Annotated in this window: 17 protein-coding genes; 4 read left to right on the forward strand and 13 right to left on the reverse strand. The window is 76.4% G+C overall.

Annotated features, from left to right (window positions below):
* The first annotated feature begins 84 nt into the window (after positions 1-84).
* Positions 85-603 (forward strand): SRPBCC family protein, encoded by a 519-nt coding sequence (locus RTG05_RS21405; RefSeq protein WP_166526790.1) that lies wholly within the window; start codon positions 85-87, stop codon positions 601-603.
* Here RTG05_RS21405 and RTG05_RS21410 read toward each other — a convergent pair.
* The 8 genes from RTG05_RS21410 to RTG05_RS21445 all read right to left on the reverse strand — a co-directional run bounded on the left by RTG05_RS21410 (position 596) and on the right by RTG05_RS21445 (position 8,288).
* On the reverse strand, positions 596-1,246 hold the full coding sequence (locus RTG05_RS21410) for a MadR family response regulator transcription factor (RefSeq protein ID WP_166526791.1): 651 nt from the start codon (positions 1,244-1,246) through the stop codon (positions 596-598). The genes RTG05_RS21405 and RTG05_RS21410 overlap by 8 nt on opposite strands.
* Positions 1,239-2,576 (reverse strand): GAF domain-containing sensor histidine kinase, encoded by a 1,338-nt coding sequence (locus tag RTG05_RS21415; RefSeq protein ID WP_166526792.1) that lies wholly within the window; start codon positions 2,574-2,576, stop codon positions 1,239-1,241. The genes RTG05_RS21410 and RTG05_RS21415 overlap by 8 nt, the downstream gene beginning before the upstream one ends.
* Entirely contained in the window at positions 2,577-3,809 is a 1,233-nt protein-coding gene (locus tag RTG05_RS21420; RefSeq protein ID WP_166526793.1) for an iron-containing alcohol dehydrogenase, read from the reverse strand.
* Between the two features lie 190 nt (positions 3,810-3,999).
* Positions 4,000-5,205, reverse strand: coding sequence for a cysteine desulfurase-like protein (locus tag RTG05_RS21425; protein ID WP_166526794.1), 1,206 nt, complete (start codon positions 5,203-5,205; stop codon positions 4,000-4,002).
* 85 nt (positions 5,206-5,290) lie between these two features.
* Positions 5,291-5,806, reverse strand: a complete 516-nt coding sequence (locus RTG05_RS21430; RefSeq protein ID WP_166526795.1) for a hypothetical protein — start codon at positions 5,804-5,806, stop codon at positions 5,291-5,293.
* Complete coding sequence (locus RTG05_RS21435) at positions 5,803-6,054, reverse strand: hypothetical protein (RefSeq protein WP_166526796.1); 252 nt, start codon at positions 6,052-6,054, stop codon at positions 5,803-5,805. The genes RTG05_RS21430 and RTG05_RS21435 overlap by 4 nt, the downstream gene beginning before the upstream one ends.
* 412 nt (positions 6,055-6,466) lie before the next feature.
* Positions 6,467-6,676: a hypothetical protein gene (locus RTG05_RS21440; RefSeq protein WP_166526797.1), complete on the reverse strand. Its 210-nt coding sequence runs from the start codon at positions 6,674-6,676 to the stop codon at positions 6,467-6,469.
* 37 nt (positions 6,677-6,713) lie between these two features.
* Positions 6,714-8,288, reverse strand: a complete 1,575-nt coding sequence (locus tag RTG05_RS21445) for a bifunctional 3-(3-hydroxy-phenyl)propionate/3-hydroxycinnamic acid hydroxylase (RefSeq protein WP_315912126.1) — start codon at positions 8,286-8,288, stop codon at positions 6,714-6,716.
* Between RTG05_RS21445 and RTG05_RS21450 the strand changes: the two genes are divergently transcribed.
* The 3 genes from RTG05_RS21450 to RTG05_RS21460 all read left to right on the forward strand — a co-directional run bounded on the left by RTG05_RS21450 (position 8,260) and on the right by RTG05_RS21460 (position 11,354).
* The gene (locus tag RTG05_RS21450; protein ID WP_166526799.1) at positions 8,260-9,387 is read left to right on the forward strand and encodes an NDMA-dependent alcohol dehydrogenase; all 1,128 of its coding nucleotides are present in this window, start codon (positions 8,260-8,262) and stop codon (positions 9,385-9,387) included. The two genes, RTG05_RS21445 and RTG05_RS21450, sit on opposite strands and share 29 nt — an antisense overlap.
* Positions 9,388-9,447: 60 nt before the next feature.
* Entirely contained in the window at positions 9,448-10,338 is an 891-nt protein-coding gene (locus RTG05_RS21455) for an AAA family ATPase (protein ID WP_315912127.1), read from the forward strand.
* A gap of 269 nt (positions 10,339-10,607) precedes the next feature.
* Complete coding sequence (locus tag RTG05_RS21460) at positions 10,608-11,354, forward strand: vWA domain-containing protein (RefSeq protein WP_315912128.1); 747 nt, start codon at positions 10,608-10,610, stop codon at positions 11,352-11,354.
* Between the two features lie 4 nt (positions 11,355-11,358).
* Here the strand turns inward: RTG05_RS21460 and RTG05_RS21465 are convergent, their stop codons facing one another.
* The 5 genes from RTG05_RS21465 to RTG05_RS21485 form a co-directional block, all read right to left on the reverse strand.
* Positions 11,359-11,922 (reverse strand): molybdenum cofactor biosysynthesis protein, encoded by a 564-nt coding sequence (locus RTG05_RS21465; RefSeq protein ID WP_166526800.1) that lies wholly within the window; start codon positions 11,920-11,922, stop codon positions 11,359-11,361.
* 68 nt (positions 11,923-11,990) lie between these two features.
* Positions 11,991-13,112, reverse strand: a complete 1,122-nt coding sequence (locus RTG05_RS21470; RefSeq protein ID WP_315912129.1) for an XdhC family protein — start codon at positions 13,110-13,112, stop codon at positions 11,991-11,993.
* A 68-nt stretch (positions 13,113-13,180) separates the two neighbouring features.
* Positions 13,181-14,269: a vWA domain-containing protein gene (locus tag RTG05_RS21475; RefSeq protein WP_315912130.1), complete on the reverse strand. Its 1,089-nt coding sequence runs from the start codon at positions 14,267-14,269 to the stop codon at positions 13,181-13,183.
* 82 nt (positions 14,270-14,351) lie between these two features.
* On the reverse strand, positions 14,352-15,269 hold the full coding sequence (locus RTG05_RS21480) for an AAA family ATPase (RefSeq protein ID WP_208104702.1): 918 nt from the start codon (positions 15,267-15,269) through the stop codon (positions 14,352-14,354).
* 153 nt (positions 15,270-15,422) lie between these two features.
* Positions 15,423-16,340: a DUF2382 domain-containing protein gene (locus RTG05_RS21485; RefSeq protein ID WP_166526802.1), complete on the reverse strand. Its 918-nt coding sequence runs from the start codon at positions 16,338-16,340 to the stop codon at positions 15,423-15,425.
* Between the last annotated feature and the right edge of the window lie 200 nt (positions 16,341-16,540).

Here is a 16,540-nt window from a genome sequence, read left to right on the forward strand (position 1 = left end):
CCGGTCCTCCTCACCGCTCGCGAGCTCGCGGCGAGCCTCTGGACCGGGCCGCCGAGATCCGGTCACGGCTGACACACTGCGCCCGTGTCCGCGCTGACCCACGCCGCGTCCGTCGTCGTCGCCGCCTCGCCGGAGGAGGTCTACGACCTGGTGTCGGACGTGACCCGCACCGGGGAGTGGAGCCCCGTCTGCCGCTCCTGCTGGTGGGACGAGGGCGCGACCGGCGCGGTGGGTGACTGGTTCACCGGGCGCAACGAGACGCCGGACCGCACCTGGGAGACCCGCAGCCAGGTGGTCACCGCCGACCGCGGCCGCGAGTTCGCCTGGGTGGTCGGCGGCACGCTGGTCCGCTGGGCGTTCACGATGGAGCCGGTCGAGAGCGGCACCCGGCTGACCGAGTCCTGGGAGTTCCTGCCGGCCGGGCTGGCCCGCTTCGCCGAGCGCTTCGGGGACGACGCCGAGCGCCAGGTCGAGGACCGCACCCGCGCCGCGCACGAGGGCATCCCGGCCACCCTCGCCGCCGTCAAGCGCATCGCCGAGTCCGGCCGGACCGGAGTCGCTCGAGTGCGGGAACCCTCACCGAGCGACTCCAGCTCTAGATGAGGCCGAGCTTGGAGCCCGCGTAGACGGCCTCCGCGCGGCGGGACACCGCCAGCTTGCGCATGACGTTGCCGACGTGGAACTTCGCCGTCGTGGCCGAGATGTACAGCTCCCGGCCGATCGCCTCGTTGGACAGCCCGCGGGCCAGCAGGGTGAGCACCTCGCGCTCGCGGGCGGTGAGGGCCGGGCCACTCCGGGCCGGGGACGGCGGCGCGGACAGCGAGCGCACCACCATCGTCGCGCTGTGGCTGTCGAAGGCGCTCTCCCCGCGGCGCACCGCCCGGATGGCAGCCACCAGCGCCACGGCGTCGACGTCCTTAAGCACGTAGCCGCGGGCGCCGCGCTGGATGGCCTCCAGCACCAGCTGCTGGTCGAGGAACGTGGTCACCACCAGCACGCCGGGCGCGGGGCTGGCGGCGGTGAGCTGGCCGCACAGCGCCAGCCCCGCGACGTCGGAGCCGGCCGACAGCTTGAGGTCCAGCAGCACGATGTGCGGGCGGCTGGCGGCCACCAGGTCCAGCGCCTCGCCCGCGGACGCCGCCTCGCCGACCACCTCGATGTCCGGCTCGCGCTCCAGGATCGAGCGCAGCCCCTGCCGGACGATCGCGTGGTCGTCGACGATGACCAGCCGGATGACCTCACCCACCGGCGTCCTCCCCCGGCACGTCGTTCCCCCGCGGCACGCGGACCTCCACCCGCACCCCGCCCATCCGCGCCCGCGTGATCCGCACCGTCGCCCCCATCTCCCGGCAGCGGGAGGAGATGTTGGCCAGCCCGCGGTGGTACCCGTCGTCCCGGCGCCCCGATGCGCGCAGCGCGCGGCGCAGCACGTCGGGGTCACCGCGGCCGTCGTCGGCCACCGACAGCCGCAGCTCGCCGGGCCGGTAGGCCAGCCGCACGGTGCTGCGGGTGGCCTGCGCGTGTCGGGCGGTGTTGAACAGGCACTCCGAGGCGATCCGGAACAGCGAGTGCGCCACCTCCGCCGGCAGCGGGCGCGGGCGCCCCTCCACCCGGACGGCGACCGCCAGGCCCGGCACCGGGGCGACGTCGGAGAGCCGGCCGAGCATCGCGGGCAGCCCGTCGCCGTCCCCGTGCCCGTCGCAGGACAGCGCGTGGATGGCGCCGCGCAGCCGCTCCACCGCCTCCCGGGTGAGCGCCTTGGCGTGCCCCAGCCGCTCGTGCACCTCCGCGTGGTGGGCCACCTCCGGCCGGCACCACTCGATGGTCATCCCGGCCGACAGCACGTGCTGGGCCACGCTGTCGTGCAGCTCCCGGGCGATGCGGTGCCGCTCGGCGTCCACGGCCTCCCGCTGCGCCGCCACGTCCAGCCGCCGCTCGGCGTCGGCCAGCTGCGCGTGCCGCTCGGCGAGGTCCCGGGCGCGCTCCTGGGCCTGGGCACAGAGCTGCTCGGTCTGCCGGCGCAGCCCCTCCGACCGGGCCAGCAGGTGTTCCGACAGCAGCGCGACCGCCGACTGGTTGGCCATGATCCGCAGGATGGCGAGGTCCGCGGGTGTCGCCGTCCGCCGCGGGCCGCCGCAGCCGACCAGGGCGCCCACCGGCTCGCCGTCCACCACCAGCGGGACGACGACGGCACCGTCGGGGGTCTGCCACGGCTCGACGGCGTCGGCGGCCAGCGCGGCGGTGACCGGGCGGCGGACCACCTCGGGCAGCAGCGCCACGTCCTCCACGCCGACCCCCGAGGGGCCGCGGCCGAGCATCCGCGGGCGGGCGAGCGGCAGCGCCGTCGGGGCCAGCGCGAGCACCGCCCAGGGCTCGCCGAGGTGCTCGGCGGCGGCGTCGACGACCGCCCGGCACAGCGCGTCGGCGCCCCGACCGGTGGCCGACAGCACGCCGGCGACGTGCTCCAGGGAGCCGATCGCGCGGTGCAGGTCGTCGACGGTCTGCCGGTACTCGGCGTACCAGCTCGGCTTGGACGAGCGCAGCCCGGTGAGCTGGGAGATGTCCGGGGCGCGCATCTACAGCGCGCTGCGGAAGAGCGCCGCGATCTCGGCGCGGTCGGCGTCGCGGGGGTTGGTCGACAGGCAGGCGTCGCCGAGGGTGGTGGTCGCCAGCGTGTCGACGTCGGACTCGCGCACGCCGAGCTGGGCCAGCCCGCTCGGGCAGCCGAGGTCCGCGGCCAGCCGGGCGACCTCCGCGGCGGCGGCCTCGGCGGCCACCTCGCCGGGCAGGCCGCCGACGTCGATGCCCATGGCCCGCGCGACGGGGACGAACCGGTCCGGCGCGCTGCGGGCGTTGAACCGGATGACGTGCGGCAGCAGGACGCCGTTGACGACGCCGTGCGGCAGGTCCAGCAGCCCGCCCACCTGGTGGCTCATGGCGTGCGTGGCGCCGAGGATGGCGTTGGTGAAGGCCAGCCCGGCCTCCAGGCTGGCCTGCGCCATCGCGGTGTGCGCGGCCTGGTCGTCGGGCCGGGCGAGGGTGCCGCGCAGCGAGCCGCAGATCAGCTCGATGGCGTGCAGCGCGTGCACGTCGGTGAGCGGGCCCGACGCGCGGGAGACGAAGGCCTCGATGCCGTGGGTGAGGGCATCCAGGCCGGTGGCGGCGGCCAGGTCGTCGGGCATCGTGGTGAGCAGCCGCGGGTCGGTGACCGAGATGTCGGGCACCAGGGCCCGGCCGATCAGGGTGGCCTTGAGCCGGCGGGTGGTGTCGGTGATGACGGCGAACTGGCTCACGTCGGCGCCGGTGCCGGCGGTGCTGGGGCACATGACCGTCGGCGGGATGGCGGCCGTGACCCGGTCCACGCCCTCGTAGTCGAGGATCACGCCCCCGTTGCTCGCCACCACCGCGACCGCCTTGGCCGCGTCGATGACCGACCCGCCGCCGAGCCCGACGATCACGTCGCAGCCGCTGGCCAGGTAGCACTCCGCGCCCGCGGCGACCTCGTGGTCCTTGGGGTTGGGCGTGAGGTCCTGCCACACCGTCGGCTGCAGCCCCGCCTCGGCCAGGTGCCCGGCGAGCTCGGCCCACCACCCGGCCTGCACCAGCCCGGCGTCGGTGACGACGAACGGCCGCCGGGCGCCCAGCCGGCGCGCCGCCCAGCCGGCCTCCGACAGCGCCCCCCAGCCGAAGACCACCTCGGGCACCAGGTACTTGCTGAACGCCGGGACGGCGGGGGCCGGCCGCGCTGCGGGCGCGCGGAGCACGGGACGGGGCCAGGAGGTGGGCCGGGCCGGCGCGGCGGCGGTCACCGGCGTCCGTGCGGGGGAGCGCACGCGGCAGCGGACACGAGGACCTCCGGGGTCTCGGCGGTACGGCCCACCCTAGCCCGCGCGTGACCGCTGTCACACGTTCCGGTCGCGCGCGATCCATCCGCCTTTGTCGCGATATTGGCCGTCCGGTCGTGCGCGATCCACCGGCCTCCCGCGCGCGGGAGGCCGCTCAGCGGCCGGCGAGCCACTCCTCCAGGCCGGCCAGCAGGCGGTCGACGTCCTCGTCGTCGTTGTACGGCGCCAGCCCGACCCGCAGGCCGCCGGTGTCCCCGAGGCCCAGGTGGCGGGAGGCCTCGATCGCGTAGAACGAGCCGGCCGGCGCGTTGACCCCGCGCGCGGCGAGGAACCGGTGGGCGTCGGCGGCGTCCCGGCCCTCGACGGTGAGCAGCAGGGTCGGCGTCCGGCGCTCGGCCCGGGACCACACGGTGACGCCGGGCAGCGCACGGACGCCGTCCTCGATGCGCTCCCGCAGCCGGTCCTCGTGCGCCTCCAGCTCCGCCATGCCGAGCTCGATCCGGGCCCGCCGGTCGCCCTCGGGGCCGCCCAACCCGGCGAGGAAGTCGACCGCGGCGGTGGTGCCGGCGAGCAGCTCGTAGGGCAGCGTGCCGAGCTCGAACCGCTCGGGGACGGCGTCGGTGGAGGGCAGCAGCTTGTCCGGGTGCAGCGTCGCCAGCAGGTCCGGGGCCGCGACCAGGCAGCCGAGGTGCGGGCCGAGGAACTTGTACGGCGAGCAGGCGTAGAGGTCCGCACCCAGCGCGGCGACGTCCACCGGGGCGTGCGCGGTGAGGTGCACCCCGTCGACGTGCACGAGCGCCCCGGCGCGGTGGGCCAGGGCGCTGATCGCGGCGACGTCCGGCCGGGTGCCGATCAGGTTGGACGCGCCGGTGACGGCGACCAGCCGGGTGCGGTCGGAGAGGACGGCGGCCACCGCCTCGGGCGCGAGCTCGCCGGTGGCCGGGTCGAAGTCCGCCCAGCGCACGGTCGCCCCGCGGGCCTGCGCGGCCTGCACCCAGGGGCGGACGTTGGCGTCGTGGTCCAGCCGGGTGACCACCACCTCGTCACCCGGGCCCCACCCGGCGGCCAGCGTGCGGGAGAGGTCGTAGGTCAGTTGGGTCATGCTGCGGCCGAACACCACGCCGCCGGGGTCGCCCGCGACGAGGTCGGCGACGGCGCGGCGGGCGGCGAGGACGACGTCGTCGGCATTGCGCTCGGCCTGCGTCGTCCGGCCGCGGTTGGCCATCGGCGCGGTCATGGTCGCGGCAACGGCGGCGGCCACCGACTCGGGGACCTGCGAGCCGCCCGGCCCGTCGAAGTGGGCGGCCCCCTCGCGCAGGGCGGGGAAGCAGGCGCGGACGGCGGCGACGTCGTAGCTCACTGCGTCAGCATGCCGCTTCGCGGGATGTGCACGGAGCGCGGTCTCCGGCCGACCTGGTCCGCAGTACGTGCACACCCCGCGCGGGTCAGCCCGGCGGCTCGGCCAGCTGCCCCGCCCGCCGTTCCAGGCGACGGGGGACGACCCGGACTGCGAGCACGAGCAGCACCGCGCACACCGCGGTGCCCACCCACCACCACGGGGACCGGGTGACGGCAGCGGCCACGGTGAACAGGAGGAGACCCGACATCAGGACCGCGCTCGGTGTGCGGGACGCACGGACGGCGGACAGCCGCCCCAGCAGCAGATCGAGGGCCGCCGCCCGCTCGTCGGGGTCCCCGGGCACCGGCCCGCGCCGCGCGGCCCGGTCCAGGCGGGCGTACGTCTCGGGCGGTAGGTCCCCGGCGTCCTCCTGGAGCCGGGTCTGCGCGATGGCACCGACGATGCCGCCGCAGAGCAGGCCGGTGACGGCGCCGAACGCGACGGCGTGCGTCCAGCTCTCGTCGCGGGCGAACCGCTCCATCAGGCCGAAGACGGTGCCCGGCAGCGGAGCCACGAGCAGGCCGACCTGCCACCACCGGGCGCGGGCCAGCCAGCCGGTCATCGGTCCCCCGCCGGGTCCGCGAGCAGTTCGGCCCGCTGGGCGAGGTGCCGGGCCATCAGGAAGTGCGCGGCGACCAGCCCGGAGAGGAGGACGATCGCCAGCCACACGGCCGGCGAACCGCCGCCACCCAGGGCGAGGACCAGGAGCAGCACGAGCAACACGCCGAGCAGCGGCAGCAACCAGCGCCGCTGGCGCACCATCACGTCGCGCTGCTGCAGGGCGATCCGCCGGGCCGCGCCGCGGAGCACCGGGTCCTCGGGGACTGCCCCCCGACGCGCAGCCGGATCGCCCGGCCGAGCCGGTCCGGCGGGAGGTCACGGGCAGCCTGGAGCACCCCGCGATTCATCCGGGCCGTGACCGGCCCCATGACAGCGCCGAAGACGAGACCCGTGATCAAGCCGGTGACCAGAGCCTCGCTCCAGCTGAACCCCTGGATGAGGCGGTAGTTGAGGACCATGAGGGAGCCGAAGGACCCACCGGCGATGAGGGCCTGCGCCCAGGCCGGGGCCCTCAGCAGACGTTCGCGCACCGCGCCATGGTCGGCGGGGCGTCAGGGACGGGCCAGCCGGTCACCCGGTCGGGCGACCGGCGGCGGGGAGTGTGCGCTCATCGTGGTCTCGGGGTGGGCCGAGACCACGATGAGCGCACAGTCGCGGCAGGTCAGCGGCCGAGCAGACCGCCCAGACCGCCACCCCCGCCGCCACCGAGCTTGGTGACCAGGTCCATCGGGGACAGGCCCAGCTTCTCCAGCAGTCCGGCGTGCTGGTCGGTGTCCACGGTGCCGGGCAGCTCCTGGTCGGCCTGCTGGGCCTTGCCGTCGTCGCCCTGGGAGCGCAGGAGGTCGAGGATCTGGTTCTTGTCGATCTGCATGGCCACCCCCTACCCGGGACCCCGCGCGCCACGCCGGTCAGGACGCCGAGAGCACGATCCGGTCGGGCCGGACGACGACGCCCGTCGCCCGCCCGCGCCGCAGCCACCCGGTGAGCACCCCGGAGACGTCGGCGACCACGACCTCCGCTCCACCGGCGGGGCGCACCGCCAGCCGACCCGGGGCGAGCAGCCGCAGCCGCGCCGTCCCGGGCCCGAGGACGTCGTCCACCGGCACCTCCCGACCGTCCACCCGCACCGGCACGCGGGGCAGCAGCGTGCCGGCCAGCCGCCGACCGGCCGGCACGCGGCGCACCACCAGCGGTCCGCGGCGCAGCGGCGGGGTGCGGCTGCCGACGGCGAAGCGGGCGACGGCCGGCACCCGGCCCACCCCGGCCAGCACCGCGCGGCGCAGCACCGCGGCTCCTCGGCCGCCGCCGGTCATGAGCCGGCCGACGAGCAGCGCCAGCCGCACCATCGACCGGGCGTGCGGCCCGCGCTCGGCCCGGTGGGTGTCCAGCAGCCGCTCGGGTGCGGACCCGGCGAGGACGGCGGCCAGCTTCCACGCCAGCTGGTGCACGTCGCGCAGGCCGAGCCCCAGCCCCTGGCCGATGAACGGCGGGGTGAGGTGCGCGGCGTCCCCGGCGAGCAGCACCCGCCCCGAGCGCCACCGGTCGGCCACCTGCGCCCGGTAGGTGTACTCGGCGACCCGCACCACCTCCGCGTCCGCCGCACCGTGCGGGGCCAGCAGCTCCGGCAGGCGGGCGGCCAGGCCCGCACCGGTCTCCCCGGGCAGCAGGCGGAACTCGGCGCGGTAACGGTCGCCGGCGACCGGCATCAGGGTGGCCGCCCGGCGCGGGTCGCACACCTGCTGCACGCCGGGCCACAGCGGCAGCGGCTGCGCCGAGCGCAGGTCGGCCACCAGCCAGCGGTCGGGCCGGCCGAGGTCGTGCATGCGGGCGCCGAGCAGCCGGCGCACGGTGGAGTTGGCCCCGTCGCAGCCCAGCACGGCCGCAGCCGGCACCCGCGTCCGCGCCCCGGCGGAGGAGGTGACGACGCCGTCCGGCGTCAGGTCCACGACCTCGCAGCCGCGGTGCAGCTGGATCAGCGGCTCCCGGTGGACGGCGGCCAGCAGCAGCTCCTCCAGGTCCGGCTGGGAGAACATCGACGCCTGCGGCCAGCCGTGCGGCCCGGACGACGACGCGCGGGCGAACTCGGCGAGCACCCCGCCGCCCCCGTCGACCAGGCGCAGGCCGCGCACCGGCCGGCTGACCCGCAGGAAGCCCTCGGCGACCCCGGCGTCGGCGAGCGCCCGCAACGCCTCGTCGTCCAGGTGCACCGCGCGGGGCAGGCCGTAGGGCGCCGGCTGCCGCTCGAGGACGACGACGGCGAGCCCCCGCCGGGCGAGCAGCAGCGCCGCGGTGAGCCCCACCGGCCCGGCGCCGACGACGACCACCGGGCTGCCGGGCACCCGGACAGCGTCGCAGGTGCGCCGACGTTGCACCCACCTTCCGCCCGGTGTGACCTGGGACATACCGTGCCCGCACGGCCGTGCACCGTGCCGGCCCGAGACGAGGAGGTCCGGCGTGCCCGTCAACACCCGCGGGGCGATCATCCGCTCCGCCCCCGGCAAGTACGAGGTCACCGACCTGGTGGTCGACGACCCGCGGCAGGGCGAGCTGCAGGTGGAGCTCGCCGCCTCCGGGCTGTGCCACTCCGACGACCACGTGGCCACCGGCGACATCCCCGCCGGCCACTACCCGATGTGCGGCGGACACGAGGGCTCCGGCGTGGTCACCGCGGTCGGCCCCAACACCCCGGGCTTCGCCGAGGGCGACCACGTCGTGTTCTCCTTCCTGCCCGGCTGCGGCCGGTGCCGCTGGTGCGCCGGCGGCATGCAGTACCTGTGCGACTCCGGCGCGAACCTGCTCTACGGGTCCCGCTGGGACGACCAGGACAGCTACCGGTTCGCCCTCCCCGACGGCACCGCCGTCTCGCAGATGTGCGGCCTGGGCACCTTCGCCGCGGTCACCACGGTCGACGTGCGCTCGACGGTGAAGATCCCCCAGGACATCCCGCTCGAGGTCGCCTGCCTGACCGGCTGCGGCGTCGGCACCGGCTGGGGCTCGGCGGTGACCGCCGCGGACGTGCAGCCCGGCGAGACGGTGATCGTCATGGGCATCGGCGGCATCGGCATCAACGCCGTCCAGGGGGCCGCCTTCGCCGGCGCCAGCCACGTCATCGCCGTCGACCCGGTCGCGTTCAAGCGGGAGAAGGCGCAGGAGCTCGGCGCCACGCACGCGTTCGAGGGCATCGAGGAGGCCGCGGACTTCGCCCGCAGCGTCACCAACGGCCAGGGTGCGGACAAGGCCATCGTGACCATCGGCGTCACCACCGGCGAGCACGTGGCCCAGGCGTTCTCGTCGATCCGCAAGGCCGGCGTCGTCGTCGTCACCGGCCTCGGCGACATCACCCAGGTCGGCCTGCCCATCTCCATCGGGGAGCTGACCCTCTTCGCCAAGGAGCTCAAGGGCGCCATGTTCGGCGACCAGAACCCCAGCGCCGACATCCTCAAGATGCTGCGCCTCTACCAGGAGGGGAAGCTCAAGCTCGACGAGCTGGTCACCAAGCAGTACACGCTGGACACCATCAACGAGGGCTACGAGGACATGCACGCCGGCCGCAACATCCGCGGCGTGCTCATCCACAGCTGACGGACGGCCGGGGCGTCCCTCTCCCGGGGCGCCCCGGCCGCGTGTCCCCCGAGGAGGAGCGTGACCACCACCCCCGCGCGGCGGCTGGACGTCACCGGCATGGTGCGCGTCGCCCGCGAGCGGGTGGTCGCCCGCATCCGGGAGGCCGAGGTGGTCGCCGCCGCGCTGTCGGCCGGCCGCAACGTGCTGCTCGAGGGCCCGCCGGGCACCGGCAAGACGACGCTGCTGCGTGCCCTCGCCGACGGGGCGGGCGTCCCGCTGGTCCTGGTCGAGGGCAACGCAGAGCTCACCCCCACCCGGCTGGTCGGGCACCACGACGCCTCCCGGGTGCTTACCGAGGACTACCGGCCGGAGAACTTCGTGCCCGGCCCGCTCACCCGGGCGATGACCGACGGCGCCGTCCTCTACGTCGAGGAGTTCAACCGGGTGCCCGAGGAGACGATGAACGTGCTGCTCGGGGTGCTGTCCGAGCGGGAGATGCACGTGCCCCGCTTCGGCCGGGTGACCGCGCGGCCCACCTTCCGGCTGGTCGCGGCGATGAACCCGTTCGACGCGGTGGGCACCGCGCGGGTCACCCCCGCCCTCTACGACCGGTCCTGCCGGGTGGCCATGGGCTACCAGGACGAGGACGCCGAGCTGGCCGTCGTGGCCGCGGCGACCGGTGGGCCCGAGGCGCTCGTCGCCCGCGCGGTGCGTGCGGTGCGGATCACCCGCGACCACCCGGAGCTGCGGATCGGCGCCTCGGTGCGCGGTGCGCTGGACACCGTGCTGATCGCGGTGGAGCTGGCCACCGTCCGCGGGCAGGAGGGCGTCGAGGAGACGTCCGGCCTGGACGCCGCCCTGGCCGCCCTCACCGGCAAGGTCACCCTCGCCGACGGCGCGACCCGCCCGGTCGAGGACGTGGTCGCCGACATCTGGCGCCGGGCGGGTGAGGAGCTGGGAAAAGTCTGACCGCCGACGAGGCGGACCGGTCCACCCCCGGCGCACCGGCGCCGCCACCGCCCGGCGGGCGCCCACCGCAGCCGGCCGCCGTCGAGGACCCCGCCGACGTCGAGCAGCTGCTCCGGCAGCACGCCGCCCGCCGGGCCGGCCGCGACGAGCTCAGCCGCGCCCACCCGGAGTTCCAGCAGGTCTCCCCGCAGGCCGGGCAGCTCGACGAGCAGGCGCTGCGCGACCTCGCCGAGCGGGACCCCGACGCCGCCACCCGGTTGCTCACCGCGATGGGCCGCGCCTTCGACCCCGGCTTGCGCGCCGCCGCCCGCGCGCTGGCCGCCCGGCTGCCGGTGGCCGCCCCGCGCACCGGCGTCCCCGACCGGCCGGGCACCCGCCGGGTGGTGACCCGCCGCGACGCCACCGGCAGCGACGTCGACCTCGACGCCACCCTGGCCGCCCGCGGCGCCGAGCCGCACTGGCGCGCCGACCACCTGCACACCCGGGGCTGGCGGGCCACCGGCCGGGCCAGCGTGCTGCTGGTCGACGCCTCGGGGTCCGTCGCCGGGGACGAGCTCACCGTCGCCGTGCTCACCGCCGCGGCACTGGCCCAGCGGATGCGCCCGGGCGACGAGCTCGGGGTCGTCGCGTTCTGGTCGCGGGCGGTGGTGCTGCGCCCGCTGTCGGCCGACCCGCGCGCCGACCTCGCCGTCTCCCGGCTGTTCGACCTGCGCGGCGGCGGGACCACCGACCTCGACCTCGGCCTGCGGACGGCGGCCGCCCAGCTGGCCCGCACCCGAGCCGCGGCCCGCGACGTGCTGCTGCTGTCCGACGGGGTGCCCACCGAGAGCCCTGACCCGCTGCCGGCGGCCGCCGCGCTGGCTCGCGCCGGGGCCCGGCTGCACGTGCTGTCGCTGTCCGCGGACGCCGAGTCGGTGGCGCAGTGCGCGGCGCTGGCCGCCGCCGGGGGCGGTCGGGTGGCGCCGCTGCGGCGGGCGGGGGACGCCCCGGTGGCGGTGCGCACCCTGCTGGGGTGACGGCTCAGCGGCGCCGGACGGCGTCCCCGGCCCGGGCGGCGTCCAGCGGGACGGCGGTGGCGAGCACGGCCGGCCCGAGCCGCAGCACCCCGTCGGAGAGTGCCGCGCAGCGCACCCCGCCGCGGCCGCGCATCGCCGCGTGCGCGCCCGGCGCCAGGACGACGTCCAGCCACGCGCACGGGTGGGCCGCCCGGCCGCCGCCGAGCAGCACCGGCCCGTCGCCGGTGTCGAGGGCGAACCGCTGCCCGCGCAGCGCCTCGACCTCCGCTCCGCGCAGGACGACGGTGCGCCGGGCCAGGTGCGGGTCGAACGGCCCGGCGCCGGTCGCGGCGGCCACGGCCTCCAGCGCCTCGACGGCGAGCACGGTGAGCTGCGCGTCGCGGTGCGCCGTCCGGCCGGCGTACCGGTCGCCGACCACGCCGTACCCGGCGCGCACCTCGACCCGGTCGCGGTGGTCGCCGTCCTGGGCCGGCACCGGCCCCGCGGGACGCCCGTCGTAGCGGTGCACCGGCGAGGCGAGCAGCGTGACGACCTCGACCTCGTACCGGTACGGAGGGTCACCGCCCACCGGCCCATCGTCGGCCCCCGTGCAGGGGCCCGCCGCGAGCGGGCGAGCGGTGGGGGGCACGGGGGTCCTTATCGGTCGGCCGTCCGGTGGATGGGGCCGTCGGTGCCGGTCAGCCGCTCCCCCGAACCCCCCCAGCGGCCGGCGATGACCTCCGCGGCGATGGAGACCGCCGTCTCCTCCGGCGTGCGGGCGCCGAGGTCCAGCCCGATCGGCGAGGACAGCCGGGCCAGCTCCTCCTTGGTCATCCCGGCCTCGGCCAGCCGGGCCAGGCGCTCCTCGTGCGTGCGCCGCGAGCCCATCGCGCCCACGTAGGCCACCGGCAGCCGCAGCGCGACCTCCAGCAGCGGGACGTCGAACTTCGGGTCGTGGGTGAGCACGCACAGCACGGTGCGCTCGTCGACCCGGCCGGCGTCCACCTCGGCCTGCAGGTAGCGGTGCGGCCACTCCACGACCACCTCGTGCGCGTCCGGGAAGCGCTTGGGCGTGGCGAACACCGGCCGGGCGTCGCAGACGGTGACCCGGTAGCCGAGGAAGGCCCCGACCCGGGCGACGGCGGCGGCGAAGTCGATGGCGCCGAAGACCACCATCCGGGCGGCCGGGGCGAAGGCGTTGACGAACAGCGACAGGTCGTCGCCGCGGCGTTCGCCGTCGTGCCCGACGTGCAGCATCCCGGTGCGCCCGGCGGCCAGCATGCCGCGGGCGTCCTCGACGACGGCGTCGTCCAGCCGCTGGGCGCCCAGGGTGCCCGAGGCGCGGTCGGGCCAGATCACCAGCCGGCGGCCCACCCGGTCCTCCGGGCCGGCGACGCAGGTGACGACGGCGACCGGCTCGTGCGCGGCCACCGACGCGGCGACCTCGCCCAGCTCCGGGAAGGACTCGCGGGACACCGACTCGACGAAGACGTCGAGGATCCCGCCGCAGGTCAGTCCCACGGCGAAGGCGTCGTCGTCGCTGACCCCGTACCGCTCCAGGGTCGGGACGCCGGACTCGACGACGTCCCGGGCCTCCTCGTACACCGCGCCCTCGACGCAGCCGCCGGAGACGCTGCCGACCGCGGTGCCGTCCGGGCCGACGAGCATCGAGGCCCCCGCCGGGCGCGGCGCGGAGCGCCAGGTCGCCACGACGGTGCCCATGCCGACGGTCTCCCCCGCCTGCCACCAGCCGACCAGGTCCTCGAGCACGTCACGCATCGCTGGCCCTCCTCTCCGGGCGGAGTCGCAGCGCGACGGGGACCGTCACCGTGGGACTCCGCACGCTCCTAGGCACGCTGGATCACCCCTGCCAGTTCCTGGAACGCGGCCAGGCTGTGCCCGGCCACGAAGTGGTCGACCGACGGCAGCGCGGCCTGCATCCCGCCGGTGAGCGGCTGGTAGCCCACACGGCCCTTGTGCGGGTTGACCCACACGACCGCGTGCGCCAGCCGCTGCAGCCGCGCCATCTGCTCGGCCAGGACGTCGGTGCCGCCGCGCTCCCAGCCGTCGCTGCAGACGACCACGACCGCGCCCCGGGCCGTGCCGCGCTGGCCCCAGCGGTCCAGGAACGCCTTGAGCACCTCGCCGAGGCGGGTGCCGCCGGACCAGTCCGGGATGGCCGAGCCGCTGGCCGTCAGCGCCTTGTCCGGGTCGCGCAGCCGCAGCTCCCGGGTCACCCGGGTCAGCCGGGTGCCCACGGTGAACACCTCGGTCGCGGCCGGGTGCGCCCGGACGGCGGCGTGCGCGAAGCGCAGCAGCGCGTCGGCGTAGGGGCTCATCGAGCCGGACACGTCGACGAGCAGCACCACCCGGCGCGGGCGCGGGCGGGCCCGACGGTGCAGCAGCCGGGTCACCTCGCCCCCGTCGCGCAGCGCGCGGCGCACGGTGCGGGCGGCGTGCACGGTGCCGTGCGGTCCGGGCCGCCGGCGGCGGGACGCCCGCATCGGCGCGGCCGGGGTGAGCAGGGCGAACAACCGGCGCAGCTGCTCGCGCTCGGCGCCGGTGAGGTCGGCGACGTCCCGGTGCCGCAGCACCTCGTCGGCGCTGGCCTGCCCGGCCAGCTCCGGGTCGGAGTCGCCGTCCCCCTCGCCGGGGCCCGGGTCGAGCGGGGCGGTGGTGACCGTCCGCTGCACCTCCCGTGCCGCGGGCGGCACCGGGCGCGGCGACTCGCCGCCGAAGTACGCGGCGAACGCGGCGTCGTAGCGCTCCAGGTCGTCCGGGCCCCCGCACAGGGTCAGCCGGCCGGACCAGTAGACGTCGGTGGCGTCGAGGACGTCAAGGGCGGAGACGGCGGCCAGCATCGCCTCGACCCGGTCCGGGGAGGCGCCCACCCCAGCGACGCGCAGCGTCCGCGCGAAGCCCAGCACCGTGTCCACGACGTCCCGCAGGTGAGCCGGGCGGGTGGCCCCGCTCAGAGGCTCGCCCCGAGCTCGCGAGGGGTGAGGAGAGCGGGGTCCTTCATCCGCCACCGAACAGCGCCCCCCTCGCCATGGCGTGCACCCGGTCGGTGTCCTCCCGGTACTTGAGGACCGCGCCCAGCGTGCGGGCGGCGACGTCCGGGTCGAGGTCCCGGGCGCCGAGGGTGTGCAGCGCGGTGGCCCAGTCCATGGCCTCGGCCACACCGGGGGGCTTGAGCAGGTCCAGGGTTCGCAGCTTGGCCGTCGCGCGGGCCACCTCGCGGGTCAGCCGGTCAGTGACGTCGGGCAGCCGGCGGCGCAGGATCGCCACCTCGCGGTCGAAGTCGGGGTGGGCCAGCCAGTGGTAGAGGCAGCGCCGCTTGAGCGCGTCGTGCACCTCACGGGTGCGGTTGGAGGTGAGCACCACCAGCGGCGGGGTCTGCGCGCGGACGGTGCCGAGCTCGGGGATGGAGATGGTGAAGTCGGACAGGACCTCGAGCAGGAAGGCCTCGAACTCGTCGTCGGCGCGGTCGACCTCGTCGACCAGGAGCACGCTCGGGGAGTCCTCCAGCGCCTGCAGCAGCGGACGGGCCAGCAGGAAGCGGCGGTCGTAGAGGGAGGCCTCGAGGGTCTCGGTGTCCGCGGTCGCGTGCGCGGCCTCCGCGGCGCGCAGGTGCAGCAGCTGGCGGCCGAAGTCCCAGTCGTAGAGCGCCTGGCTGGCCTCCAGCCCCTCGTAGCACTGCAGCCGGTACAGCGGGCGGCCGGTGACCTCCGCGAGGGCCCGGGCCAGGGCGGTCTTGCCGACCCCGGCCTCCCCCTCGAGGAACAGCGGGCGGTGCATGGCCAGGGCCAGGAAGGCCGCGGTGGCCAGCCCCTCGTCGGGCAGGTAACCGGTCGTCTCGAGCGCCGCGGCCAGCTCGTCCGGCCCGGCGAACACGCCGTCCGCGCCGGGCACCGGCAGCACCGTGGTCTCGCTCACGTCCCGAGCATCCCACCCGCCGCCCACCAGCGACCCTGCCCGGTCGGGCGGGCCTCCGGAGGCCACCCCGAGCGGGGACGGCAGATGGCCGGCCGGGAGTCCGCTCCTCGGCCGGCCATCGCCATCAGGTGCCCGGTCCGGCCGGGCGGGGGTTCAGACGCGGCGGTCCGTGGTCCCGGGGCCGTCGACCTCGATCTCCTCCTTGCGCACGGTCTCGTCGACCTGCACGGTGTCGGTGACCGTCTCCTTGTCCAGGCGGATGCGCTCCACCGGCACGGCCTCCTTCTCCACCACCGGACGCTCGGCGTGCAGCGTCACCTCGTGCTCCTCCTCCGAGATCGCCGGCCCGTCGTAGGCCTGCCCGGCGTTGGCGTCGGTGATCGGCTCGCGCTGGACCCGCACCTCCTCGCGGGACACCGGCACCGTCTCGGTCACGTTCTCGCTCACCACGTACTTGCGCAGCCGGGCGACGCCGGCCTGCTCGGTGCGGGTGCCCACGCTCAGCCGCTCCTCCGAGCGGGTCATCGCGTCATCCGTGGTCGGCCCGGAGGTGTCCCGGCCCACCGCGCCGCCCTGCACGTCGTCGTAGACCCCGTCGCCGTCCCGGTCGGTGCGCCCCGACGTCCCGGCGGCCATCCCCGCGGTGCCGGTGGTCGTGCCCGCGGTCCCGGCGGCCATCCCGGCCGTCCCGGCCGTCCCGGTCGTCGTGGTGGTGTCGGTGTCGACCCGGCCGACGGTGGTATCGGTCATCGACGTACCCGACCCCAGGCCGTAGTAGCGGTAGAGCTCCTCCTCCTCCTGCGGGGACAGGTGCCCGTCGGTGTCGACCCTCGGGGCGTCCTTGACCTGGGCCTTGCTCACCGGTACGCGCAGGCCGTCCCCGCTCAGGTCGGCGCCCTGCAGCGGGACGAAGGACTCCTTGGTGCCGAACAGGCCCGTGCGCACGGTGACCCACTCCGGCTGACCGCTCTCGTCGTCGAGGTACACCTCCGACGCGGAGCCGATCTTGTCACCGCTCTGGTCGTAGACGTCCTTGCCGATCACGCGGCTGATGGCTTCGGTGCCGATCATCGTGGCTGTCGCTCCCATCTGAGCAGGGGGTGTTTCCTGTCGATCACTGGGTGACCGGCCGGCAGGTCACGAAACAGACACGGCCGATCCGACACGCGCGGAGGCCCCGGCGGCCACCGCCGTGAGGGGTCACCGAACGGGGAAAGGCCTGTTCAGGTGGGTGGTAGGGCGGACGCGGGTCACCGTGGTCGCCGGTGACG

The organism is Geodermatophilus sp. DSM 44513 (assembly GCF_032460525.1).
In the GTDB taxonomy this organism is placed as follows: Bacteria; Actinomycetota; Actinomycetes; order Mycobacteriales; family Geodermatophilaceae; genus Geodermatophilus.